Raw genomic sequence first — 23,447 nt, 5'->3', positions numbered from 1 at the left:
CGGGCCCTGACCGAGGCTGTACAGATGCCACTTGCTAACGGAGCCGTTCGAACCCGCGATCGGCACGGCAACATTCAGAAAGGCGCGAGAATTGATTTCAGGTTTGATGCAGCCAAGGCCGCTGATGGTCGCTTCGATCGCCGAGCATGCCGAACGCGCGCACGGGGCGCGTGCGATCATCTCCAGGCTGCCCGACGAACCGTTGTGGCGCTATGATTACGCCGCGATGGTGCGCCGCGCCCGGCAGATGGCCCGGGCGCTTCAGGCGATGGGAATTGCCTCGGGCGATCGCGTTTCCTCGCTCGGCTGGAACACGCATCGTCACATGGAGCTGTTCTTCGCGGTGCCGGGCATCGGGGCGGTGCTGCATACTGCCAATCCCAGGCTGCACGTCGATCAGCTGGTCTATACCATCAACCATGCCGCAAGCCGCGTCCTGTTCTATGACAGCAGTTTTGAGAGCCTGGTCGCGGACATCCGCGACCGTTTGCCGCGGGTGGAGCAGTTCGTCGCGCTTTCCTCGAACGCGCCGGGGCTGCATTATGAGGCATTAATCGCCAGCGCTTCCGACGATCTGGCCTGGCCGCAGTTCGACGAAAATGCCGGGGCCATCCTCTGCTATACTTCGGGCACCACTGGCGATCCCAAGGGCGTGCTTTACAGCCATCGCGCGATCGTGCTCCACGCCATGGCGGCGGGGTTACCATCCGCCTTCGGGCTCAGCGCGTTCGATGTCGTGATGCCCTGTTCGTCGCTCTATCACGCCACGGCCTGGGGCCTGCCGTTCGTGGCGGCCATGGCAGGCGCTAGCTTCGTGCTGCCCGCCGAGAAGATGGACCCTGCCTCGCTGCACGAGCTGATCGCCGGCGAGAACGTCACCTTTACCGGCGGCGTTCCCACCATCTGGACCGCCTATCTCGACTGGCTCGATCGCACGCAGCAAAGCCCCACCAGCCTGAAGCGCGTGGTCATCGGCGGCTCCGCAGTGCCGATATCGATGGCCGAGGCCTTTCGCCACAAGCATCAGGTCGATGTGCTGCAGATCTGGGGCATGACCGAAACCTGCCCGCTGGGCGTGGTGGCGACCCCGACGCCCCAGTTGGCCGAGCAGGGCGAGGATGCGATGTGGGAGACGATCTGGACACGTCAGGGCCGGCTGCAATTCGGGATCGAGCTGAAGATCGTCGACGACAGCGGGAACGCCGTGCCACCCGACGGTGAAACGTCGGGCGCGCTGCTGGTGCGCGGTCCCTGGGTCGTCGAGCGCTATTTCGGGGCGGACAAGTCTGCGGTTGATGGCGAGGGCTGGTTCGACACCGGCGATGTCGCCACGCTCGACCGGGACGGGTTCATGCGGATCACCGACCGCGCCAAGGACGTGATCAAGTCCGGCGGCGAATGGATCAGCTCGATCGACCTGGAAAACGCCGCGGCGGGGGCACCGGGCGTCAAGGTGGCTGCGGTGGTGGGACTGGCACACCCCAAATGGAACGAGCGGCCGCTGCTGGTGATCGAACCGCACGATGGCGTGGAAATAGACCGCAGGGCGGTGATGGATTGGCTGCAGCAGCATGTCGCGCGCTGGTGGTTGCCCGACGCCATCGAGATTGCCGAGGTCCCGCTGACGGCCACCGGCAAGATCGACAAGAAGCAGCTGCGCGCGCGGTACGACGGCTATTTTCTCTGACGACAGCAAGGCTCGTGCGCCGTGATCGGGCTTGGCCAGTAACGCTGCTGCCGGGATCTTACTCCCCGTATTCGATTTTGTTTGACGATCGGCAATCTACGTTTTACCGATTGGCAATCAAGCGCGGAGCCGCGCTGAATTGGGGGAGAGATGGGTGTTTGACAGTCACTATGTCGATCCGGAGGTGCGCCCGATCCTGGACATGCTGGCAGCGCAGTTCGGCGACTATTCGGAGCTGAACCTCGAGGAGATCCGCGCGCTCTATAACCGCAACGGACCACTGATGGCAGCGCCCGTGCCCGAAGGTTGTGTCGATGAGCGCAAGATGATCCCCGGGCCCGGCGGCGACATCGAATGCCGGATTTTCCGTCCATGGGATTCGAAAGGCAATCTGCCCGTTATCGTCCATTATCTGGGCGGGACGTTCGTTGCGACCTCGCTCGATCATCTCGGGCCGCCACCAACCGCGATGGCGATGCAGGTAGGGTGTCTGGTGGTCGTGCCATTGCACCGCGTGCCGCCCGAGCACCCGTATCCGGCAGCCTATGACGATGCGCTTGCCGTCTATCGCTGGCTGACCGAGCATGCAGGCCAATGGGGCGGTGATCCGCAGCGGATCATCCTGCACGGCGAAAGCTCGGGCGCGACGCTGGCAGCTTCGGTCTGTCTGGAAGCGCGCGAGGGAGGGGTGCCACAGCCGCTGATGCAGGTGCTCGCCGAGCCGCTGCTCGACCATGAGGCGGAAACGCCGTCGCTCAACGAATTCCGCTACATGCTGGCCAAGCGCGACATCCGTTTCGGATCGCGCCAGTATTTCGGCGATGCGCGCCCGCCGCGCCGCGCCTCGCCGCTACGGGCCGAGACGCTCGCGGGCGTCGCGCCTGCCTATGTCATCACCGCCGGGCTCGACCCGCTGCGCGACGAGGGCATTGCCTATGTCGCCCGGCTCCGCAGCGAAGGCGTTCCCGTCACCCACCGCCACCATGACGGGCAGATCCACGGCTTCTTCTCGATGTTTTCTCAGATCCTCCAGGCGCGCATCGCCTTCGAGGAAGTCTGCGCCGTCATGCGCTTTGCCTTTGCGGGCGGGCTGAACGGTGCGCACGCGAAAGGATCCTGACCCATGCACATTACCAGCATGTACCATATCAACATCAACTGCCGCGATTTCGACGTATCGCTCGCCTTCTATCAGAAGCTCGGCTTTGTCGTGGAAATGCCCTTTCCCGAAGCGGGCAATCCGATGGTGAGCGAAGGGCTGGCGGTCGGCGACCACTGGGTCAAGGGCGCGCTGCTCCGCTTGGGATCGGACCATGGCGCGACCCGGCTCGATCTGCTTGAGTGGATCCGCCCGCGCAACCAGGAGCCGTCGCCGCTGACGCTGACCGACCCGGGCATGGTCCGGATCGCGCTGTCCACCACCGATTTCGAAGCCGATATCGCCGTGCTGCGCGAGATGGGGGTGAGCTTCCTGTCCGATCCGGTCTATCGGACGCTGCCCGACGGGACCAGGGCGCCGTTCTTCGTGTGCTTCCGCGATCCCGATGGCAATGTGCTGGAGCTTGTCCAGCGGCCTCTGCCGGCCTGATCCGCGATGAGCGAGGGCACCGATCCCGTCCTGTATGGCGCGCCCGCAAACGGGGTCGTCCGCATCACGCTCAACCGCCCCGAGCGCAAGAACGCGCAGGACGTGGCGATGCTCTATGCGCTCGATGATGCGTTCCGTCGCGCCGCGCAGGACAGCGACGTGCGGGTCATCATCCTCGACGCGGCGGGCGACACCTTCTCGTCCGGGCATGATCTGAAGGGGGATTCGGGCAAGCGGCCCGAGGATTTTCCGCTGGTCGGGCTCTGGGCCGATTTCGGTGCCCCCGGCCAGGAAGGCATGATGGCGCGCGAATGGGAAATCTATCTCGGCCTTTGCGAACGCTGGCGCGCGCTTCCCAAGCCGACGATCGCGCAGGTGCAGGGCAAGTGCATAGCTGGCGGCCTGATGCTCGCCTGGGTATGCGATCTGATCGTGGCCGGGGAAAGCACGCAGTTCCAGGACCCGGTGCTGGCCTTCGGCATGTGCGGCTCGGAATTCTTCATGCACCCGTTCGAACTGGGCGTGCGCCGCGCCAAGGACTGGCTGTTCACCTCGGACTGGCTGGGTGCCGAGGACGCGCGCGCGATCGGCATGGTCGCGCGGGTCTTCGCTGATGATGCCTTGGCCGAGCAGACGGGGCTGCTCGCCGAACGCATCGCGCTCAAATCGAGCTTCGCGCTCAAGATGGCGAAGGAGGCGCTGAACCAGAGCCAGGATGCCTGCGGACGCCGCACGGCGATGCTGCAATCCTTCTCGATCCACCAGCTGTGCCACAGCCACTGGCGCAACATCCACGGCATTCCCGTCGATCCCACCGGCCTTCCCGATAGCTTGCGCGAGGGGATTCACGATTATTTCGCCGCGCTCGACCGCACGCGCTGATCCGGCAGTTCGCGCGTGACCGGGTCATTGCAGGGGCTTCGCGTCGTCGAATTCGCCGGGATCGGCCCTGCGCCTTTCTGCGCGATGATGCTGGCAGACCATGGCGCGGAGGTGATCCGCATCAGCCGCCCCGGCCAGGCCGCCATCGCGGGGTCGGACGAGCGCGATTTCCTGCTCCGGTCGCGCCGCAGCATCGCCATCGATCTCAAGTCGCCCGATGGCCTGGACGTCGCAAAAGCGCTGTGCCGACGGAGCGATGCGCTGATCGAGGGTTTCAGGCCGGGAGTAATGGAGCGGATTGGGCTGGGACCGGACGAGCTGATGCGTGACAACCCGCGTCTGGTCTATGGCCGCATGACGGGATGGGGCCAGGACGGGCCTTTGGCCTCGACGGCGGGGCACGACATCAATTATGTCGCGTTATCGGGCGCGCTGCATGCGATCGGTCGGCGCGGCGCGCGTCCGGTCCCCCCGCTCAATCTGATCGGCGATTTCGGTGGTGGCGGCCTGATGCTCGCCTTCGGCCTGCTGGCGGCGCTGTATGCGGCAGCACGGACGGGCAGGGGGCAGGTCATCGATTGCGCGATGGTAGACGGCAGCGCCACACTGATGACGATGATCTATTCGCTTTTCGCCCAGGGCCAGTGGTCGAACCGCCGCGAATCCAATCTGATCGATGGCGGTGCGCCCTTTTACGACACCTATGAAACACGCGACGGCAAATATCTCGCGGTGGGTGCGGTCGAACCGCAATTCTATGCGCAACTGCTCGAGCGCACGGGGCTTGCCGACGATCCACTCTTTGCCCGGCAGCACAGCCGATCGGACTGGCCGGCGCAGAAGCAGCGCCTGGCCGAGGTGCTGATCGGTCGCACGCGCGACGAATGGTGCGCGCTGTTCGATGGCAGCGATGCCTGTGTGACGCCCGTGCTGTCGCTGGAAGAGGCTGTGTATCACCCGCACAACCGCGCGCGTCGCGTGTTTGGAGGCGCGGATGGGCTGCAACCGGCGCCATCGCCACGCATCGGCACGACGCCCGCGCGCACTTCCGAGCAAATGATGGCGGATGAGGCCTCGACCGAAGCGATCCTCACCGAACTTGGCTATGACCAGGGCGCGATCGCCGCGATGCGGGCTGCCGGGGCGGTTTGCTGAAGGTTTAGCGCGGCCGCAGCCCGTCGCCGATCAGCTGGATGAAGGAATCGGCCACTTCGGTCGCGGAGACCTCGCCGTCGGGCTTGAACCATTTGGGCATCCACGACAGCGAGCCGAGGATCCAGAATTCGGCGAATTTCGGATCGATCGGGTTGATGCTGCCGTCTTCCACACCTTCGCGGATGAAGCCGCGCATCCGCTGTTCCAGCGCCTTGGCGCGACCGCTGATCGCCTGGCGGTGCTCTTCGGTCAGCGCACCCAAATTGTCGAGAATGGCATAGGGTTCGGCGTCCGGGTTGAGGTGAAAGCGTACGAAGCTCGCGATCTTGTCGAACCCGGTTCCGCCCTGGGCATCGCTATGGTCATAGGCCTGTTCGGCCAGGTCGAGCGCGCGGGTATAGCATTTGAAGAGCAGGTCTTCCTTGCTCTTGGTGTAATAATAGAGCGCCTGCTTAGTGATGCCGAGGACATTGGCGATCTCGGCGAGCGAGAGCCCCTCATAGCCGGATTTGTTGAGCATCACCGATGCCAGCCGGACAAGGGTCTGCAGCTTCAGATCGCGCTGCCGCGCTCGCGATTGCGCGCGCTCCTGATCTGCTGCTTCCCAACCCTTGATATATGCGTCCACGCTGCAAAGTCCCCAGTCTACCGGTGTCTTGTCGGCTTGGTGACACGTTCGCGGCAGGCGAGCAATGAAAATTACCGGCAAGCAAGGGACTTGGTGATCGGTATTGACGATGATTTCCATGCGATCGCCAATATTTGACGCAGGGTAAAAAGATTCATAAGATCGTCAATCTGTCCGACAGGCGGGAGGCGGTATGGATTTTTCGGAGCTGGATGGCGAACTCGAACAGATGCGGGCAACGGTCCGCCGGTTCCTGGCGCGCCATGCTTCATCGGCCGCAATGGAAGAGTGGCGCGAGGCGGGGTTGATCCCCCGCAGCTTCTGGAGGGCCGCGGCAGAGGCTGGCCTGCTTGGCCTGTCGGTCGATCCGGACCATGGCGGGCTGGGTGCCGATTTTCGCTACGAGGCGCTGCTGGCCTATGAGATCTATCTCCACGGACTCGATGCCTTTGCGCTGCCGCTGCACAATGCCATGGTGGCGCCCTATCTGATCGATTACGCGACCGCCGAACAGAAACGGCGATGGCTGCCCGGGCTGGTTTCGGGCGACCTGCTGACCGCGATCGCGATGACCGAGCCGGGCGCGGGATCGGACCTGCAAGCCATCGCGACCACCGCGATCCGACAAGGCGACCATTACATTCTCAACGGCCAGAAGACTTTCATCAGCAGCGGGCAGACCGCCAATCTGATCGTCGTGGTCTGCAAGACGGATCCGGGCGCAAGGGCAGGGGGCATCTCGCTGCTGGTGGTGGAAACAGACCGGGTCGAGGGCTTCCGGCGCGGTCGCAATCTCGACAAGCTGGGGCTCGAAGCGGCCGATACGTCCGAGCTGTTCTTCGACAAAGTCGCCGTGCCTGCCGCCAATCTGCTGGGCGAACGCGAGGGGCAGGGCTTCTATCAACTGATGGACAAGCTGCCGCAGGAGCGTCTGCTGATCGCCATCCAGGGCTTGGGGACGATCGACCGCGCGCTTAAGGAAACCATCGCCTATACCCGTGATCGAACCGCGTTCGGCAAACCGATCGGCGAGTTCCAGAACACCCAGTTCAAGCTTGCCGAATGCAAGACCGAGGCAACCGTTGCCAAGGTGTTTGTCGAGCATTGCATCGTGCGGCATCTGCAGGGCCGGCTCGATGCCGCGACCGCGTCCATGGCGAAATACTGGGTGAGCGAGGCGCAGTGCCGCATCGTCGACGAATGCCTGCAACTGCATGGCGGCTATGGCTATATGCTCGAATATCCGATCGCCCGGATGTACCGCGACAGCCGCATCCAGAAAATCTACGGCGGCACCAACGAGATCATGAAACTGATGATCGCCCGCTCGCTCTAGCAAGCGTTAGAGCGCCGTCTGGCCGCCGGATTTGCTGCTGCCTGATGGGCAAAATAATTTGCTTGCCAAGCGTCAAGTAGTATTGACCGATGGGGCGATAACCCGTTAGACCTTCGCAAAACGCAGCGGTGCAGCAAGCGGCGCATGCAATGTGAGGGGAGAGGGCTATGCGGATTTCCAAGGCAGCATATTGGCTGGCAGGGGCGTGTCTGGTCGCGCTGGCGACGTCGGGGCAGGCCCAGGCCCAGGCGCAGGAGCCGGCGCCGCGCGATAGTCAGGAAGCCGGTGATGGCGGCCTCAAGGAAATCGTGGTGACCGCCAATCGCCGCGCCGAGGATTCGCAGAAGGTCTCGCTCGCCGTCACCAAGATCGATGCCGAGGATCTGGCGCGCAGCGGCATCGCGACGGTGGCCGATCTGCAATTTTATGCGCCGGGGCTGGTGTTCAGCCAGAACGGCGCTGCCTTCACCACCTTGCGCGGGGTGGGAACATCACAGCCCGGATCCGCGGTGGAATCGGGCGTCGCGACCAATATCGATTCGGTCTATATCGGCCGCGCCTCGGCGGTGCAGGCCTATTACGACCTTGAAAGCGTCGAGGTTCTGCGCGGTCCGCAGGGCACGCTTTACGGACGCAATGCCACCGGTGGCGCCATCAACATCAATTCGGCCAGGCCGACCCAGGATCTCTCGGTCGGCGCTATCATGGGCTATGGCAATTACGACCGCATCAAGCTCGAGGCCTTTGCCAGCGGCGGGCTGGGCGGCGGCTTTTCCGCGCGCGTCGCCGGAATCGTCGACAAGCACGATCCCTATCGCCGAAACATCGTCGCGAACGGACCGCACATTCCGGGCGAGGAGCTGAACGGCATTCGCGGGACGCTGCAATATCAGCCCGATGGCTCCGATCTGGTGCTGCGCCTGATCGCCGATTACCAGACCTTCACCTCAGCAGGGCAGCTGCCGCAGAATTTCCTGGGGGCAAGGTCGGTCTCGCCCAGTGCGCCTCCCGGCACCATCTTCACCACCGATCCCGACCGGGTGGCACAAGGCGTGCCCAATCGCTCCGACCGAGAATCCTGGGGGCTCACGTACAACATGGAAATTCCCATCGGCGAGCTGACGCTACGCACGATCACCGGCTATCGCGAGAACAGCTGGCGCGCGCTCAACTCGCTCAGTGCTTCGAGCGATCCGCGCTCGTTCACGCGGACGAACGAGACCGCCAACCAGTTCAGCCAGGAAATCCAGCTGCTCAGCGACGATCAGGGGCGGCTCAAATGGGTGGTCGGGGCCTATTATTATCGCGAGCACGCCATCGGCAATTACGACCTGCGGACGATCACCGCAGAAAGTTTCCAGCTGTTCCCCGGCTTTTCGACCGGCCCCATCCAGTTCCGCCAGACGCTCACTCAGGACATCCGCAGCACGTCCTATGCGGTGTTCGGCCAGGCGACCTATTCGCTGACCGACCGATTCCGCGTCGTCGCAGGCGCACGCTACACGCGGGACGAAAAGGAAGGGCAGGGGCTGGATGACAGCTCGCTGTTCGATATCGGCGGGATATTGGGCGTGATACCGATCGGTGGCATCGCCACGGTCGACAACAGCTGGGATGCCTTCACTCCCAAGCTGGCGCTTGAATATGACCTGGCCGATCGCACGATGATCTATGCATCGGTCACGCGCGGCTTCAAGCCCGGCAACTCCAACCTGACCTTCGGCCAGAGACCGGTGCGACCCGAGTTCATCTGGGCCTATGAAGCGGGGCTGAAGGCGCGTGCCTTCGACAATCGCGCCCAGTTCAACCTGGTCGGCTTCTACTACGACTATACCGACCTGCAGGCCTTCGGCGTGATCTCGACCGGCAATGGCGGCCTTTCCGCCGGGTTCCAGAATGCGGCTGCGGCGACGGTCAAGGGGTTCGAGGCCGAGCTGCTGGCGCAGCCGGTTCCCGCGCTGGAGCTGAGTGCTTCCTATGCCTATCTCGACGCGACCTATGACCGGTTCACCAATACTGACAGCTTCCAGAACGCACTCGCGCCGCCGACGATCGTGCTCGATGGCAACACGCTGCCGCGTTCGCCAAGGCACACGATCAATCTCGCTGCGCAATATGCGGCTGAGGTCGGCACCGTCACCGTAACGCCCAGGGTGGAGTTCGTGCACCGCAGCAAGATGTTCTTCAGCGAGTTCGAACGCGATCTCACCGCGCAGCGCGCCTTCTCGCTATGGAATGCGCGCCTCACGATTGCGCCGGACGAAGGCGCGTGGAGCCTGGCGCTCTATGGCCGCAATCTGGGGGACAAGGCCTATTTCGAAACGGTCAACGAAGGCCCCAACGGCATCGCCGGAGCCTTTTATGCCGCGCCGCGCACCTATGGGATCGAGTTCAGCGTCCGCTACTGAGCGCTGGCGCGATAGCCGCGCTCAGCCCGGGACGCTGGGAACCGGCCGCCTGAGATCGGGCTCGCTGTGGAAGAAGGTGATCTGGACGGTACAGAGCACCTCCTCAGCCGAGCCCGGCGCGGCGGCGAATGCGGAGAGGTCGCGCTGGGCGGAGTCGGACAGTTTCAGCCCCAGCACCGCCAGTCGCTCGCCAAATGGCTGGACCCGGTCCGGCGGCAGGAAGCTGCGAATTGCCACCGAGATATTCGAGAATAGGTGCACGTCATCGATCCAGCCGCCGAGTTCGCTGACGGCAGCGGCGATCGCGTCGATCACGCGCTGACGCTCGGCGCTGGTGACGGCATTGATACTCAAGCGCAGGGGCATTTCATGCCTTTCTCGGCGGGATGCGCCAAATGATGCAAGGCCCAGGGGCGGGTGGTCAAGTTGCGGTAAGGATGATGCGCGAAATGCGCGCGTCCCCGCTCCCGCGCTACGTGACGGCGATCCTGAGCTCGCCGTCGGCCGGGAAGCACAACGCATAGTCGCCCCGAATGCGCTTATGGGCGACTTCAGGCCGCGTTCGCCAATCCTCCACGCCGCGCATTGATGCCCATGATCTCGCGCGCCTGGTCGGCCGTGGCGACATTGCGGTTGAGCATGCCGACGATGTTCACCGCGCGGTCGACCAGCTCGGCATTGGTCGCGAACCGGCCGCGCGACAGATACATGTTGTCTTCCAGACCGACCCGGACATTTCCGCCCATCGTCACCGCATTGGCCACGATGTCGAACTCCTTGGGGCCGACGCCGAACGCGCTCCACACCGCGCCTTCGGGCAGCATCGATGCCATCAGCGCCATGGCCTGCGGCGTCGCAGGCGCGCCATAGGCAATGCCAAGGCACAGCTGGAACAGGAACGGCGCGCGCAGATGGCCCTCTTCGATCAGGCGATTGGCAAGCACGACATGGCCGATATCGAACACTTCGATCTCGGGCTGGGTCCCCGCCGCGATCATCCGATCGGCCATCACGCGAAGGTCGCGAGCCATGTTGATGAAGGCGAATTCGCCGAAGTTCATCGTGGCAACATCGATCGTGCAGATTTCGGGCTGCAACGCCTCGATATGCGCCACGCGTGCGGCAGGCGAAGCGAGATTGCCGCGGTCGGTATTGCGATTGGGGTCGTCCGGGCGCGGTTCGAACACCGCGCCTTCGCCCGCCGTCAGGTTGAGGATGATGTCGCAGTCCGCGCTGCGCACCCGGTCGATGATCTCTCGATACAGTCCGGTATCCATTGACGGCCAGCCGGTTTCGGGATCGCGCGCGTGGACATGCGCGACCGCTGCGCCCGCCTTCGATGCCGCGATGCAATCGCGCGCAATCTGCGCCGGGGTGATCGGATAATCAGGGTGCTTGTGGTAATCCTGGTGCGAGCCAGTGATGGCGCAGGTGACAACGACGGCTTGGCTCATGACCGGCAATGATCCTCTCTGTTTCCCATCGCGAAGGATGTTTGACGAATGGTAAAATAAATATGCCAGGAGTCAATTGAGTTTTCATCGCTGATGCATCGCGCCAAGCCTGTCGTGCTGTCGAAACGGTTCGGCCCCGGCCCGGCGTGCATGGAGGCCGGGGTCGAACAGCGCGGTCAGAAACCGATCCTGAGCGAAACGCGGGCGTTGAGCGCGAGATTGCCGAACTGCTCTTCGGCGCCGACTTCCCCGGCGAGCGCAAAGCCCTGCTGCCCGCCGACCAGCCGCAGCCAGCCGATCCAGCCATCGCTCCGCGCGTCGGGCAGCAGCGTGAAGGCCGCACCGTCCTTGAAGCGGGCGGTGGTCTCGCCGAGCGAACCGCCGATGATCTGGCGGCGACCGCCTTCGATCTCGGCACGGATCCAGACATCGTCAGGTCGCAGGCTACCGAACTCATATCCCGCCACCAGCGTGCCGTTGACTGCTAGCTCGTCGCTGCTGCGCTTGTCCACGATCAGGTTGAACGCATTGCCGCCGCCGGTCTCCGCATAGCCATTCTCGTCCAGCTTGTGATAGTCGATCACCGCCGTTGGCCGCAGGATCAGGCGCTTGCCGATGCGTGCCTCATAGCCGAGCCCAGCCGACGCGCTGTAGAGATCGCCCGACCAATCGCCCTCGGCGCTGCGCTCGACCAGCTTGCCATTCAGCATCTGCGCGAAGCGGCGCGTTCCGCCGAAGTCAATCTTGGCGGCCGACCCGCGCACGAAAGCGCGCACCGGGCCCCATTGCCCGCGCCAATGTGCCGCGAGCTCATACTGGTTCGCGCGGATTTCGCCGCCGGTCTGCTTGTTGTCGTTTCGCCCGTTGAGATAGGCGATCGACAGGCCGATGGCGCCGAAATCGCCCGCCTTGAGTTCTGCCCCGCCGGTCGCACCCCAGCCTGAGGTGTCGAACGATGCGGTCTGGCCGCGGTCCTTGTCGCTGCCCCAGACGGTCTGCTGCAGCCAGAAGCCCCAATTGCCCTGATCGCTATAGGCAGCAGCCGGATCGGTGAGGAAGCGCGCGGTGGCGCGCGAGCCCTGGGTTACCGTCGCGAAGGTGCCGCCGGCATGGTCGGGCAGCATCTGCTGCATCACCGCCCGCGCCTGCTCTGCGGTGGTGGTGGCAAGCAGGCTCGCAGCGACATCGGCGTCGCTGTCGACCGCCTTGAACACCGCATCATAGGCGCGCGCCTGCGACCGCGTGAAGGCAAGCTCGCTGGCCGCCTTGGGCTTGATCGCGATGCTCACGGTACCTGCCGTGTCGCTGCCGGTCACCGTCGAGGTGAACAGATAGGGAAGCACGACATCGGCGCTCGTCAGATTGCCGCTGCCGGTCAGCTGGCCTGCGCTGAGAATCTGGTACGTGCCCGCCGACTTGCCGATGCTGGTAAGGGTGACCGCGAGCTTCGATCCTGTGGCAATGGTCGCGCTGCCCGCCACCACGATGCGCGTTGCGGTGCCGGTCTTGCCGTCGATTGATACGCCCAGCGTGCCCTTGTCGCTCACCGCCAGCGACGCCAGCGACACAGTGGTGGGCGCGGTCAGCTGCAGCGTGCCGCCTGCGATCGTGACCGCGGCCTGGCTGGCATTGGCCAGCGTGCCACGGAACAGCGAAGTGCCGCCGAGCGAGAGCGTGTCCGCGCCTCCGCCCAGATCGAGCGCGCCGACCAGGCTCGCCTTGCCCGCAAGCTGGACGGTGTCCCCGCCGCTGCCGAACGTCGCATTGCCGGCCAGCGCGGCGTCGCCGCTGGCGAGCAGCCGGTTGTTGCCATTGCCGAAGCGCATCGCGCCGGTGACGGTGCCTGCGGAAATATCGATCAGATCACTGCCCGCCCCAAGGCGAATGTCGCCGGTGATTGACGGCTTGGCACCCGCGCTCGCCGCCGTCTGCCGGATGGTCACGCCGCTGGCATTTGCCGAAAGGTCGATGGCCACCGCCTTGCCTTCGCCGGGCTTGGCGGCGGTCGCGGCAATCGTGCCGCTATTGTCGAGTGTCGCCAGCGTGCCCGACAGATCGATGATCGCCGCTGCCGCGCCGTCGGTGGCGGCGGTGGCGGCGATGCGGCCGCTATTGGTCAGCCGCGCCATCGATCCGGTGCTCTCGATGACCAGCGCGCGCGCCTGGGTGGTCGCGGCAGAGCCGCCGGTCGCCTCGATCGTGCCGCTGTTCTGCAGCGCGGGAACGCTCGCCTGCGCACCGATATGCAGCGCGGTGGCATTGCCGCCATTAGACTTGGCCGCGATCGTGCCGTTGTTGAGGATGCCGCCCGCGATCATGGTCTTCTGGCCCAGTCCGCCGATCGCCATGCCGGTCGCAGCGACGTCCTTGTAGACGCCATTGCCCTCGATCCGTCCGTTGTTGACGATGCCATGGCCCGCTGCGGCAGTGCCCGCGACCGCGCCGATGGCGACTTCCTGCGTCGCTGATCCGATCCGGACGGCAGGCGCGGACCCATAGGAGATCACGCTCGCGCTGCCCTCCTTCGCATCCTCGACGCCATCCTTGTCCTCGTCCTTGTCGTCGGGCTTCAGGTCCTTGGGCGGAACGTCGAACAGGATGCCGCCTGCGACCGATCCCGCGATGCGCAGCGCCGGGCCGCCCTGGAGCAGATCGTCGGCATCGAGCTTGCTGGTATCGGCAGGCGCCGTGGTGCTGCGATAGCCGGTGGCGGTCACCGCCCCCTGGATGGTGAGCGCGCCTCCGATCGGACCGGCAAGATCGATCGCGACCGCATTGGCTCCCGTTGCCGATACGCCGCCCGTCAGCGCGACATTGCCGGTGACCGCGCCGGCGCGGATGCCGGTGCTGTTGTCGCCCACCACCGTGATTGCGCCGCTGTGCGTCAGCGATCCAGTGAGCGGTCCTTCCAGGCTGATGCCTGCGCTCGCATTGCCTCCCACGGTGATGCTGCCGGTGTTGACCACCGATCCGGTGAGTGCGCCGAGCGTGCGGATGCCGAAGCGGTTCTGCCCCTGCGCCAGCGGCCCGTCGAGATCGCCGTCCTTGTCGCTGTCGGTGGCCTTGTAGGTCTCGTCGAGCGTGATCGTGCCGCTGTTGGTGATATTGGCGGTCACCCCGGCATTGGCGATGATGCCCGCCGCATTGTTGGCATCGGTCAGCTGGATGGTGCCTTCGTTGATCACCGCATGGTTGGAATTAATCGTCACCGCGACGCCCGATGTCGGCTTGATCGACCCGGCAGAAGTAATCTTGATGCTGTCCGCGCCACCATTGTTGGCGCTGCCGGTGGCGATCGGGGTGGTGCGCGCGGTGGTGACCGTGGTCTCGGCAAGGGCGCCTTGCAGAGGGAGGAGCAGGGCAACGGGAGTCAAACAGGTGCAGGCCAGCAAGAGGCGCATGATCGTCCTTTCAGCGTTTCGGAAGCGGGGAGTGTGTTCTCTCCCTCAGACGATGCCGGGACGCGAAACCCGCAATGCAAATGTCAGTCAGTAGCAATATTTGTAAGCATCCGGATTTCAGAACGAGAAATCGGCGCCGATGGCGATGGTGCGTGGCCGCAAGGGCGTGATCTGATCGCCCTGCGCGAGTGTGAACGGCGATCCCATGGCAAAGCGGTTGCCGCGGCTGTCGAGCAGGTTCGACGCGCGGATCCAGAACGAGCGCCCTTGCCACGCCAGCTCCGCTGAAAGGCTGGTGTCGAGCACATCGCCCTGGCGCACGCCCAGGACAGGGCCGATGCCCAGCCGCGAGCTGCCGACATAGCGCAGCGATCCGCCCAGGGTGAGCGTCTCGCCTGCCCGGGTCTCGGTCTTCCAGCTCGCGCCCAATCGCCCCGAGAGGCGCGCGACATTGGGCAGGTCGTCGCTGTCGACAATAACGGCACCCTCGGGCACGGCCGTGCCGACGGCGCTGCCACGCTGGGCGGTCACAAGGAAGATGCGCGCCGAGGGCTGGGTCAGGCGGCTGTCGGCCCACACGCCCGATGCCTCGATGGTGAAGCCAGGCAATGGCTGCCATGCCATATTGGCGTCGAGCGTGATAATGCGCCCGTTGCCGATATTCTCGGTCGTCGGCAATCCGTCGCTGTCGATCAGATCGGCCTGGATGTTTCGCCAGCGGGTGTGCGCGAAGGTCGCATCGGCGCTGAAATTGCCGCTGTTCAGCGCCAGCCCGGCCTCGATCGCCGAGACATTGTCGGGCAGGAAGCGCCGGATCATATCGTCGCGCACGCTGATGCCGCCGGGACGGAAGCCCTCCTGATAGCGGACATGGCCCGACAGCGCGTCGGAAAAGCGATAGCGCAGCCCCGCGCTCGGCAGGAACGCGGTCTGGCTGCGGCTGCGCGCTAAGCGGAAGGCCTCGAGCGTCAGCGGCTGTTCGAGCGCCTCGCCCGAAAGCCGCGCATGGGTCAGCCGTCCGCCCGCCATCAGAACCAGCCGCCCGGTCAGGGGCAGGGCGAGATCGGCAAAGCCGGTTGCCTCCTCGACCCGGTTCTCGATCCCCGAAATCGTCGAGACGCGCGCGAGCTCTCCCCGCGCGCGGCGGATGCGGTAGCGGTTGCCGAGCAGCTGGCCGCCGACCAGCCAGGTGAGCCCGCCATCGGTCATCCCCGAAAGCCGGGTCTCGTTGGCGATCAGCCGGGTTTCCCCCCGCTGGCGGAACAGGCTGGGGGCCTGGCCCGGCTCGCTTGCATCGAACGTCTCGTCGAGATCCAGCCCGGTGATCGTGGTCGTGGTGAGCAGCTCGAACGTGTCCCAGGCTTTGCCGATCGACGCCTGGCCCAGCCGGAAGCGGTTGCGAAAGGGCTGGGCAAACGGGCTTGCGCGATCCAGGCGGTCGCCCAACCGGTCGGCATATTGGCTGTCGCGCCCGTCAATGTCCTGCGCTGCGCCCACCAGATCGATCGTCCAGCCGTCGCCGGGCTCCAGCCGGGCGATGATCCGTCCGCCGGTGGTGTGCACCCGGTTGATGTCGTTCTTCTGCCGGAGCCGGTCGTCGATATAACCTCCGTCGCGCCCGGCATAGACCACCGCGCGCAGGCCGAGCTTGCCCTCGATCACCGGAACGTTGAGCATCGCGCTTGCATCGAACGAGGGTTCGCCATGCCAGGTCGCGGCAACCGAGCCGGACTGCGCCGCCTCCCAGTTCTGGCTGTCGGGCATGTTGGGCAGCAGCCGGATGACCCCGCCCAGCGTTCCTGCGCCGTAGAGCGTGCCCTGCGGTCCCTGGCGGATCTCGATGAGATTGAGGTCGATCAATCGGAGATCGGGATCGGGCGCGTTGTAGTTCAGCCGCGCGGTGCCGAGATACTGGCCGACCACCGCCTGGGTGGGGCCGTTGAAGCTGGTATCGGCAATCGCGCGCAGGAACAGCCGGTTGCGCCCCGGTCCGAGCTGCGTCGATCCGAGCCCCGGCACGCGCTCGGCGAGCGCATCGGACCCGCGATTGTGCGCGTCGATCGCGAACTGGCCGTCCAGCGCGATCAGGCCTTGCTCGCGCGCGGCGCTGATTTCGGCAGCCGCTCGCACGCCCGTGACCACGATCTCTGCGATGGGCGGCGACAGGTCGGCAGGCGCAGCGACGGCCAGGCGCAGCGGGGTTCCGCTCGCGCGCGCCGAGGGGGCGGCGCGCACGATCCGCCAGTCGCGCGCCGAAAGTCGCACCGCACGCGCGTTGCTGTCGTCGAGCAGCCGCCGCAGCGCTTCCTCGGCGGACATCACCCCGCGCAGCCTCCGCACCCGCTGCGCGCCGAGCTGTCGATCGGTAAGGCCGATGCTGATCCCTGCCTGGCGCCCCAGCGCGACAATCGCGCTGTCGAGCCGTCCGGCGGCGATATCGATCTGCGCCCGGGCTTCAGCATGTGCCTCGACCGGTGCCGCCAGCACGCACAATGCGGGCAGCAGATACCGGGCCTTTAGCGGGCCGTCACGGCTGTGCATCGATGCTCACCAATTCCCAACCCTGTCCGCGTCGCACCGCACGTGCGCCCAATACCGGGGCGATCTGCGGCAGGGCATCGGGCGTTCGCCCGGCAACCTGCAGGATGCCGCTGAACCGTGCTCCCGCAAGGTCGGGCGAGACGGTCACGTTCGCGCCCAATGTGCGTTCGATGGCCTGCGCCACCTCGCCCAGCGGAGCATCGGCAAAGGCGATCTGGCCCGATCGCCAACCGCCTATATGGCTGCCCGCGATGTCCGACACGAGGATGCGCCCGCTCGCGCCATCGATCTGGGCACGCCGCCCGGGGTTCAGCCGGACATTCTCGCCATCCGGGTTGACGATCACTGCGCCTTCCGACACCGCGACGTCCAGCCCGGCGCCACTGCGCACCACGTTGAAGGCGGTGCCTGCATCGACCAGACGCACATCACCCGCCTCGACGACGAACGGATCGGATTCATCGTGCCGGACGATGAACATCGCCTCGCCGCGTTCCAGCCTGGCGAAACGCGGCTCGTTCCGGTCGAGCATGAGGCGGGTGCCGCCGTTGACGAGGATGCGGCTGCCATCCTCGAGCGCGATCGTCCTCGTCTGGCCGTTCGGGGTGATGACGCTGTAGGGCTGCGGTCGCATCTGCCAGAGCGGGATCAGCAGGATCGCGACGATCGCGGCCGCCAGCGCCAGAAAACCGCGCCGCCAGCTCCGCGCGTTGGCTGGCGGCAGGGGTTGCTCGTCGTTCGCAGGTTGCGGCAGGGCAGGGACAGCCGCGACCAGATCGGCCATCCAGCTCCCGGCGGCCATCGCGGCATCATAGGCCTGGTTGTGCCGCGCATCGGCCTCGAGCCAAGCGGTCAGCGCATCCCAGCCGGCAAAATCGGCCTCCTGCGAGGCCAATGCCCATTCGAGCGCTTCCTGGCGGATATGTTCGTTCGTGTCTGTCATGCTGACCATCCTGGGACATGGACGTCGCCGCCGGGCTCATTCCGCATCGTGCGTCTCCTTCAGGCGGATCAGCGCGCGATAGGCCTTTTGCAGATCCTTCTCGACCGTGCTGAGGCTGAGCCCGAGATGCTCGGCAATCGCGCGCTGGCCCAGGCCCTCGATGCGGAACAGGCGGAAGATGTCGAGCACCCGCTCGCCCTCGGCGCGCAGCACCGCCTCTGCCTGTGCCAGCGCCTGTCGCGCCGCGAGCGCGCGGTCGGGCAGCGGCGCGTCCGAGGCTTCGGCATTGCTGCTGTTGCTCTCGATCCATTCGCCGTCGCGCCTGCGCGCACGCTGCGCCGAGCGATAGCGATCGTGCATCACATTGTTGAGCGCGCGAAACAGATAGTTGCGCGGCTCGGCGATCGGGCTGGTCTGCGCTGCCGCCAGCCGCAGCCAGGTATCCTGGAAGATGTCCTCGGCGGCATCGCCCGCGCCGCGCGCTCGCAAAAAGCGCAGAAAGCCCTCCCGCTCTGCCAGCAGCAAAGCTTGGAGACCCTGCGAGGGCGACGATGTTCCGGATTCAGGCAAGGCTAGGCTGACATTTGGGGTGGCGCACATGCTGGCAGACGTCACGCCCGATACCAAACCGTAAGCGAGATGCCATTTTTATTCGGCGAATGGAAAATCGATGCGGGATCGCGCGGTGGGTGACGTCTTCCCCCTGCAAGCGGCCATAACCCCCGGCTGGCTTGACGCGGTCCAAATGCCCCCTGGACCTGGTGCACCTTGAGGGAAGCGTTGTGCTAGCCGTTCCCTCAAGGTGCATTTCCCTGCTGGGGTGGGAGGTTGGAGTGCTCTGTTGTCGCGCGTGCTGATCCTGATCGCTGCTGCACTTCAGGCCGTGATGCCTGGACAGACAGGCGCGGACCTCGTCCCCAGCGCAGACCTGATATTCGTGCCGCCCGTGCCCGAGGATCAGCCGGTCAGCCTTCCCGCGACAGCCGAATGCCTCGCGCTCGCGCAGGTGCGCGCGACCCGGATCATCGCCGGCACGGGTATTGTCTACCAGATCTCCAGCCGCCGCCAGTTCATCAACCGCGTTCGCGGCGACGCCGATATGCTGAAGGAGGGGCAGATCCTGCATGTCCGCACAAGCGGTTCGATGCTGTGCGCGGGGGATATCGTCTACCTGCTCGATGGGCTGACCGGGGCAAGCGTGCGCTTTGTCGGGCTGGGCAAGTTCGAGCGCTATGACGGTAGGCTCGGCCAGCGCCAATAGCTGTACGAAAGGACAAGTGTTCGTGCGGCTCAGAACCGCCAGGTCATTTCGGCTCCGGCCATCCAGATGGTGCCGGAGCTTCCGGTCTGTTCGATGAAGTGGCCAGCCGTGAACGCTCCCGCCGAAGCGGCAAGAGACAGCCCGCGCGGGAGTTCGACGGAAAGGCCGATTTCGGCCAGGTTGCCGATATGCCGGGCGCGCGCCGTCCCGGGCTCACGCAGTTCGCGGCCAGACAGATCGTAAATCCCGTCGAAGCGCGATGCGCGCCAGAACGCGGCAAGGTTGATCTCGACCTGAACACCGCTACCGGGATCTAGGACGATACCGGGATTGACGTTGACGATATTGCGCGGGCCAAGCGGGGTAAGTTCGCCGAAATAGCGGCCCTTGGGAAACATCGCGTTGAACGATCCCAGACGGCGGTCGGTCGGTGAGCGATCGCCGCTGGCGATATTGGCGCGCAGTCGGAGCTGCGGGGAGAGCGGGGTTTGCGGAAAGCGGACCGAGGTTTCGGTGGCCTGCGACCAGGCGCGGACGCCCTGGCCGGCGAAGTGGCCGCGCTGGATCATCGTTTCCCAGTTCCATGCCAGCCTTCCACGCTGGCCGAACAGCCTGAGCCCGAAGGTGTCGCGCTCCTCGCGTCCGCCGATGCCGCCGAAGCGCGCGGCCCTGTCGGCATAGCCGATCCAGTAGAAGTCGAAATGCACGTTCGGTGCGGGCTCCATCGTCAGATAGGCGCTGCGCAACCGGCGGCGGCGCACCGAGCCATCATCGAAATCGCCTGGCCCGATCTCGGTCGCCCAGACATGAAGGAGGTCGAGCCGCGCGGCTCCGCGCGCGAGGTTCACCTGCAGGCCGTCGAAGGGCTGGGGAACGTTGGGGCCATAGCGCTTGCCGACCAGGCGCTCGGACCCCAGCGCGATCAGGGCGCGACCGCCCCGCACGCCGAAACGCGTCCGGTCGTCCAGCGGCAGGGTCAGATCGGCATAGGCCTGCGCCAGATCGATGCCGGTACGATCGACCGGCCCCGCGCCTCCCGCGACACCTCTAGCATAGGCGAGGATCGGCTGCACGACGACGCCCACCGGTCCTGCCTCGGCCTTGACCATGGGGATGACGCGCAACCACAGATAGCCGTCATCGGGCGCGTTGCCCCATTCGGGACGGGCATAGGCCTCATGGCGCAGCCGCGCCTCGCCGGTGACGCTGGTCGAAACCGCTTCCGGCCCATCCTGCGCGAGGGCAGGCAAGGGTCCGGGTGCCGCCATCCAGGCCACCAGCGCCGTCGCGACCCGCCACGGCAAGCGGCTGCGGCTCATCCCCGGTCGAGCTCGGCCATTTGCGGGTGGCGGGCGAAGACCAGCGTGCTGCCCAGGACGATACCGCCTGCAAGCAACAGGGCGGGGCCAAGACCCCCGTGCAGCACCACAACCGCGCCCAGCACGGCTCCGGCAAAGATCATCGCAACCGCCGCCAGCCGTGTCCGCTGGTTCGCGCCGTCGCCAGCAGCCAGCCGCGAATCCGATGCGAGGCCGGTGATGGTCAGCGTCAGCACCGTGGTCGACAGGTCGGGGACCTTGAGCTGGCGCACCACCGCGTTGCGGAACCCCATCGCTCCGGCGGTCAGTGCGATCAGCACCGAAAGCGTGGCGGGCGTGGTGGCGATGTTTCGCTCGAACAGCAGGGCAAGTCCGCCTGCCAGGACCAGCATCGTGCTTTCGACCATGGCAGCGATCACCAGCCAGCGGCTCAGCCGGCCCTTGGCACCCATCCGCCAGATACGCCCGGCGATCGCCGCGCCTGCCATGAACGCAGCCAGCGCGACGATGTAATAAGGGGCATGAAAGCCCTGCGCCCCGACTGCGGCAAAACCGGCAAAGACGACATTGCCCGTCATGTTGGCGGTGAAGACCTTGTCCATCCCCAGAATGCTCGCAGCATCGACCATTCCGGTGGTGGCCGACAGGACCAGCAGCAGCCGGACCAGCGGCGACGGCGTTTGCAGGGGCAGGGACTGGTTCATGGCATCGCGCTCTCGCCTGATATGTCGGATCGATGCTGGTCAGGCATCTGGCGATGGCGTCGGGGCGCGCATCGCTCAGACCGCCCAGCAGCCGCAGCCGAGCGTGCCCCAGAAGGTCTGCACGTCGCTCGCGGGAATATCCGCGCCCAAGGCGGCTGCATGATCATGCCCGTGGATCTGGCACGAGGATGCGCAGCCGCACGCGCTTGCCAGTGCAGCCTTCTCGGCGGGGGAACGATAATGGCCGCCGAACACTCGGACCGGCGACCAGTCGGGCATGGCCGGGGGAAGGTCGGGCGCCAGCGGCGCAAAACCGCCCTCGCCATGCACCACCGCGCCGCCGAGCAGCGTCAGTACCGATCGGATATGCGCGATCTCGGGCTCCGGCACGGTGAAATAGTCCGCCGAGAGCAGGGCGCAATCGGCGAGCTGGCCGCGCTTGATCTGCCCCTTCTTGCCGGTCTCGCTCGAAAACCAGGTGTTTTCATGCGTCCACATCGCCAGCGCCTTTTCTCGGGCGACGCGGTTGGCATCGGGATAGAGCGCCAGCCCGCCCACGGTGCGCCCGGTCACCAGCCAGGACAGCGACACCCAGGGGTTGTAGCTCGCGACGCGCGTCGCATCGGTGCCCGCGCCGACGGGGATGCCCGCCGCGATCATCCGCGCGATCGGCGGGGTGCGCTCGGCGGCGGCAGCGCCATAACGTTCGACGAAATACTCGCCCTGAAAGGCCATGCGGTGCTGCACCGCGATGCCGCCGCCCAGCGCCGCGATCCGGTCGATATTGCGCTCGCTGATCGTCTCGGCATGGTCGAAGAACCACGGGATGCCGGCCAGCGGAATGTCGCGATTGACCTTCTCGAACACGGAAAGCGCGCGCCCGATCGTCTCGTCATAGGTCGCGTGCAGCCGCCACGGCCAGCGATGTTCGGCGAGCAACCGGATCACCGGCTCCAGATCGCCCTCCATGGATGGCGGCATGTCGGGCCGCGCGACGCGGAAATCCTCGAAATCGGCGGCCGAATAGACGAGCATCTCGCCGGCGCCATTGTGACGATAGCTGTCGTCGCCCTGGCCAGGCTTGACCTGTTTCACCCATCCGGAAAAGTCGGCCAGCTCCTCTTTCGGCTTTTGCGTGAACAGGTTGTAGCTGATCCGCACGGTGAGCTGGCCTTCGTCGTGCAGCTTCTCGATCACGCGATAATCGTCGGGATAGTTCTGGAAGCCGCCGCCCGCGTCGATCACGCTGGTTACGCCGAGCGAATTGACCTCGCGCATGAAATGGCGCGTCGAGTTGATCTGATAGTCCTCGGGCAGCTTGGGACCCTTGGCCAGGGTCGAATAGAGGATCGTCGCATTGGGCTGGGCAAGCAGCAGGCCGGTGGGGTTGCCACGTGAGTCGCGCGCGATCTCGCCGCCGGGCGGGTCGGGCGTGTCCTTGCCATAGCCTACCACACGCAAGGCCGCCGCGTTGAGCAGCGCGCGGTCGTAGAGGTGCAGGATGAACACTGGGGTGTCGGGGGCGATGGCGTTGATCTCGTCGAGCGTCGGCAGGCGCTTTTCGGCGAACTGGTGCTCGGTAAAGCCGCCGACGACGCGAACCCATTGCGGTGCAGGGGTGCGATCGACCTGGCGCTTGAGCATCGCCATCGCATCGGCAAGCGTCGGCACGCCGTCCCAGCGCAGCTCCATATTGTAGTTCAGCCCGCCGCGGATGATGTGCATATGGCTGTCGATAAGTCCGGGGATAAGCCGCCGCCCGCCCGCATCGATCACCCTGGCCTCGGGTGCGGCGGCGCGGATCTCCGCCTCGGACCCGACCGCCAGAAAGCGTCCGTCGCGGATTGCCACGGCCTCGGCTCGCGGATTGTCGCGGTCGAGCGTCGCCACGAGCGCATTCACGATGATCAGGTCGTCAGGCATGGCATCTGGCCTTCTGGTCGATCGGGCAGCGGCGGTGCCCGGAAGCAGCGACAGGGCGGACGCGGCGAGCGCTCCGGTCAGCGTCTCACGGCGTGTCGCGGTCATGACGGGTCGTCCGTTGTGGGTGGCACCCCGGTGACGCGGGCAGCGCAATTCGCCTTCCAGAAGGCGATGACCTCCTGCCCCTTGAGCGCCTGTCTCGCCAGCGGCACCGCCT

The 23,447-nt window shown here is 65.7% G+C and carries 18 protein-coding genes; 8 read left to right on the top strand and 10 right to left on the bottom strand.

All coding sequences use genetic code 11. The annotated features are described in order from the left end of the window. The first annotated feature begins 106 nt into the window (after positions 1–106). The 5 genes from AX735_RS00565 (at position 107) to AX735_RS00545 (ending at position 5,312) form a co-directional block, all read left to right on the top strand. Positions 107–1,687 carry a long-chain fatty acid--CoA ligase gene (locus AX735_RS00565; RefSeq protein WP_202189470.1) on the top strand — a complete coding sequence of 527 codons (1,581 nt, stop codon included), beginning with the start codon at positions 107–109 and terminating at the stop codon, positions 1,685–1,687. Between the two features lie 154 nt (positions 1,688–1,841). Further along, the gene (locus AX735_RS00560) at positions 1,842–2,807 is read left to right on the top strand and encodes an alpha/beta hydrolase (protein WP_066274179.1); all 966 of its coding nucleotides are present in this window, start codon (positions 1,842–1,844) and stop codon (positions 2,805–2,807) included. Positions 2,808–2,810: 3 nt separating this feature from the next. Continuing rightward, positions 2,811–3,275, top strand: a complete 465-nt coding sequence (locus tag AX735_RS00555; protein WP_082750847.1) for a VOC family protein — start codon at positions 2,811–2,813, stop codon at positions 3,273–3,275. A gap of 6 nt (positions 3,276–3,281) precedes the next feature. Further along, positions 3,282–4,157, top strand: a complete 876-nt coding sequence (locus tag AX735_RS00550) for an enoyl-CoA hydratase (RefSeq protein WP_066274176.1) — start codon at positions 3,282–3,284, stop codon at positions 4,155–4,157. Between the two features lie 15 nt (positions 4,158–4,172). Further along, a complete protein-coding gene (locus AX735_RS00545) occupies positions 4,173–5,312 on the top strand; it encodes a CaiB/BaiF CoA transferase family protein (RefSeq protein ID WP_066274174.1) in 1,140 nt (379 codons plus the stop codon). 4 nt (positions 5,313–5,316) lie between these two features. Here AX735_RS00545 and AX735_RS00540 read toward each other — a convergent pair whose 3' ends face one another. Then, positions 5,317–5,940, bottom strand: a complete 624-nt coding sequence (locus tag AX735_RS00540) for a TetR/AcrR family transcriptional regulator (protein WP_066274172.1) — start codon at positions 5,938–5,940, stop codon at positions 5,317–5,319. Between the two features lie 193 nt (positions 5,941–6,133). Here AX735_RS00540 and AX735_RS00535 point away from each other — a divergent pair, with 193 nt between their 5' ends. Together AX735_RS00535 and AX735_RS00530 are read left to right on the top strand one after the other, a co-directional pair. Further along, positions 6,134–7,276, top strand: coding sequence for an acyl-CoA dehydrogenase family protein (locus AX735_RS00535; protein ID WP_066274170.1), 1,143 nt, complete (start codon positions 6,134–6,136; stop codon positions 7,274–7,276). Between the two features lie 167 nt (positions 7,277–7,443). Then, positions 7,444–9,684, top strand: a complete 2,241-nt coding sequence (locus tag AX735_RS00530) for a TonB-dependent receptor (protein WP_066274169.1) — start codon at positions 7,444–7,446, stop codon at positions 9,682–9,684. A 21-nt stretch (positions 9,685–9,705) separates the two neighbouring features. Here the strand turns inward: AX735_RS00530 and AX735_RS00525 are convergent, their stop codons facing one another. The 6 genes from AX735_RS00525 to AX735_RS00500 all read right to left on the bottom strand — a co-directional run bounded on the left by AX735_RS00525 (position 9,706) and on the right by AX735_RS00500 (position 18,623). Further along, the gene (locus tag AX735_RS00525) at positions 9,706–10,050 is read right to left on the bottom strand and encodes a hypothetical protein (RefSeq protein WP_066274167.1); all 345 of its coding nucleotides are present in this window, start codon (positions 10,048–10,050) and stop codon (positions 9,706–9,708) included. A gap of 185 nt (positions 10,051–10,235) precedes the next feature. Continuing rightward, positions 10,236–11,138, bottom strand: a complete 903-nt coding sequence (locus tag AX735_RS00520; protein ID WP_066274166.1) for a 3-keto-5-aminohexanoate cleavage protein — start codon at positions 11,136–11,138, stop codon at positions 10,236–10,238. 176 nt (positions 11,139–11,314) lie between these two features. After that, entirely contained in the window at positions 11,315–14,539 is a 3,225-nt protein-coding gene (locus AX735_RS00515; protein ID WP_066274165.1) for an autotransporter outer membrane beta-barrel domain-containing protein, read from the bottom strand. A 117-nt stretch (positions 14,540–14,656) separates the two neighbouring features. Next, positions 14,657–17,080: a TonB-dependent receptor domain-containing protein gene (locus AX735_RS00510; protein WP_066274164.1), complete on the bottom strand. Its 2,424-nt coding sequence runs from the start codon at positions 17,078–17,080 to the stop codon at positions 14,657–14,659. Beyond that, entirely contained in the window at positions 17,067–18,023 is a 957-nt protein-coding gene (locus tag AX735_RS00505; protein ID WP_171007731.1) for a FecR family protein, read from the bottom strand. Before AX735_RS00505 ends, AX735_RS00510 begins: the two co-directional genes overlap by 14 nt. A gap of 36 nt (positions 18,024–18,059) precedes the next feature. Continuing rightward, a complete protein-coding gene (locus tag AX735_RS00500) occupies positions 18,060–18,623 on the bottom strand; it encodes an RNA polymerase sigma factor (RefSeq protein ID WP_066274161.1) in 564 nt (187 codons plus the stop codon). A gap of 241 nt (positions 18,624–18,864) precedes the next feature. Here AX735_RS00500 and AX735_RS00495 point away from each other — a divergent pair, with 241 nt between their 5' ends. Then, positions 18,865–19,284 carry a hypothetical protein gene (locus AX735_RS00495; RefSeq protein WP_066274157.1) on the top strand — a complete coding sequence of 140 codons (420 nt, stop codon included), beginning with the start codon at positions 18,865–18,867 and terminating at the stop codon, positions 19,282–19,284. A 29-nt stretch (positions 19,285–19,313) separates the two neighbouring features. Here AX735_RS00495 and AX735_RS00490 read toward each other — a convergent pair whose 3' ends face one another. The 3 genes from AX735_RS00490 to AX735_RS00480 form a co-directional block, all read right to left on the bottom strand. Then, the gene (locus AX735_RS00490) at positions 19,314–20,603 is read right to left on the bottom strand and encodes an alginate export family protein (RefSeq protein WP_066274153.1); all 1,290 of its coding nucleotides are present in this window, start codon (positions 20,601–20,603) and stop codon (positions 19,314–19,316) included. Then, positions 20,600–21,307 carry a YoaK family protein gene (locus tag AX735_RS00485; RefSeq protein WP_137775428.1) on the bottom strand — a complete coding sequence of 236 codons (708 nt, stop codon included), beginning with the start codon at positions 21,305–21,307 and terminating at the stop codon, positions 20,600–20,602. The genes AX735_RS00490 and AX735_RS00485 overlap by 4 nt, the downstream gene beginning before the upstream one ends. Positions 21,308–21,382: 75 nt before the next feature. After that, on the bottom strand, positions 21,383–23,230 hold the full coding sequence (locus AX735_RS00480; RefSeq protein ID WP_066274151.1) for an amidohydrolase: 1,848 nt from the start codon (positions 23,228–23,230) through the stop codon (positions 21,383–21,385). Between the last annotated feature and the right edge of the window lie 217 nt (positions 23,231–23,447).

Source organism: Blastomonas sp. CCH1-A6 (assembly GCF_001556365.1).
Classification (GTDB): Bacteria; Pseudomonadota; Alphaproteobacteria; order Sphingomonadales; family Sphingomonadaceae; genus Blastomonas; species Blastomonas ursincola.
The sequence above is the reverse complement of the archived record's forward strand: the minus strand, read 5'-3'. Positions and strand labels throughout refer to the sequence as shown.

What these genes read in the sequence shown, in the direction of transcription:
- AX735_RS00535 (WP_066274170.1), top strand. Translation starts at nt 6,134, where the DNA reads ATGGATTTTTCGGAGCTGGATGGCGAACTCGAACAGATGCGGGCAACG.
- AX735_RS00515 (WP_066274165.1), bottom strand. Translation starts at nt 14,539, where the DNA reads ATGCGCCTCTTGCTGGCCTGCACCTGTTTGACTCCCGTTGCCCTGCTC.
- AX735_RS00525 (WP_066274167.1), bottom strand. Translation starts at nt 10,050, where the DNA reads ATGCCCCTGCGCTTGAGTATCAATGCCGTCACCAGCGCCGAGCGTCAG.
- AX735_RS00490 (WP_066274153.1), bottom strand. Translation starts at nt 20,603, where the DNA reads ATGAGCCGCAGCCGCTTGCCGTGGCGGGTCGCGACGGCGCTGGTGGCC.
- AX735_RS00510 (WP_066274164.1), bottom strand. Translation starts at nt 17,080, where the DNA reads ATGCACAGCCGTGACGGCCCGCTAAAGGCCCGGTATCTGCTGCCCGCA.
- AX735_RS00530 (WP_066274169.1), top strand. Translation starts at nt 7,444, where the DNA reads ATGCGGATTTCCAAGGCAGCATATTGGCTGGCAGGGGCGTGTCTGGTC.
- AX735_RS00505 (WP_171007731.1), bottom strand. Translation starts at nt 18,023, where the DNA reads ATGACAGACACGAACGAACATATCCGCCAGGAAGCGCTCGAATGGGCA.
- AX735_RS00550 (WP_066274176.1), top strand. Translation starts at nt 3,282, where the DNA reads ATGAGCGAGGGCACCGATCCCGTCCTGTATGGCGCGCCCGCAAACGGG.
- AX735_RS00565 (WP_202189470.1), top strand. Translation starts at nt 107, where the DNA reads ATGCAGCCAAGGCCGCTGATGGTCGCTTCGATCGCCGAGCATGCCGAA.
- AX735_RS00485 (WP_137775428.1), bottom strand. Translation starts at nt 21,307, where the DNA reads ATGAACCAGTCCCTGCCCCTGCAAACGCCGTCGCCGCTGGTCCGGCTG.
- AX735_RS00520 (WP_066274166.1), bottom strand. Translation starts at nt 11,138, where the DNA reads ATGAGCCAAGCCGTCGTTGTCACCTGCGCCATCACTGGCTCGCACCAG.
- AX735_RS00500 (WP_066274161.1), bottom strand. Translation starts at nt 18,623, where the DNA reads ATGTGCGCCACCCCAAATGTCAGCCTAGCCTTGCCTGAATCCGGAACA.
- AX735_RS00480 (WP_066274151.1), bottom strand. Translation starts at nt 23,230, where the DNA reads ATGCCTGACGACCTGATCATCGTGAATGCGCTCGTGGCGACGCTCGAC.
- AX735_RS00555 (WP_082750847.1), top strand. Translation starts at nt 2,811, where the DNA reads ATGCACATTACCAGCATGTACCATATCAACATCAACTGCCGCGATTTC.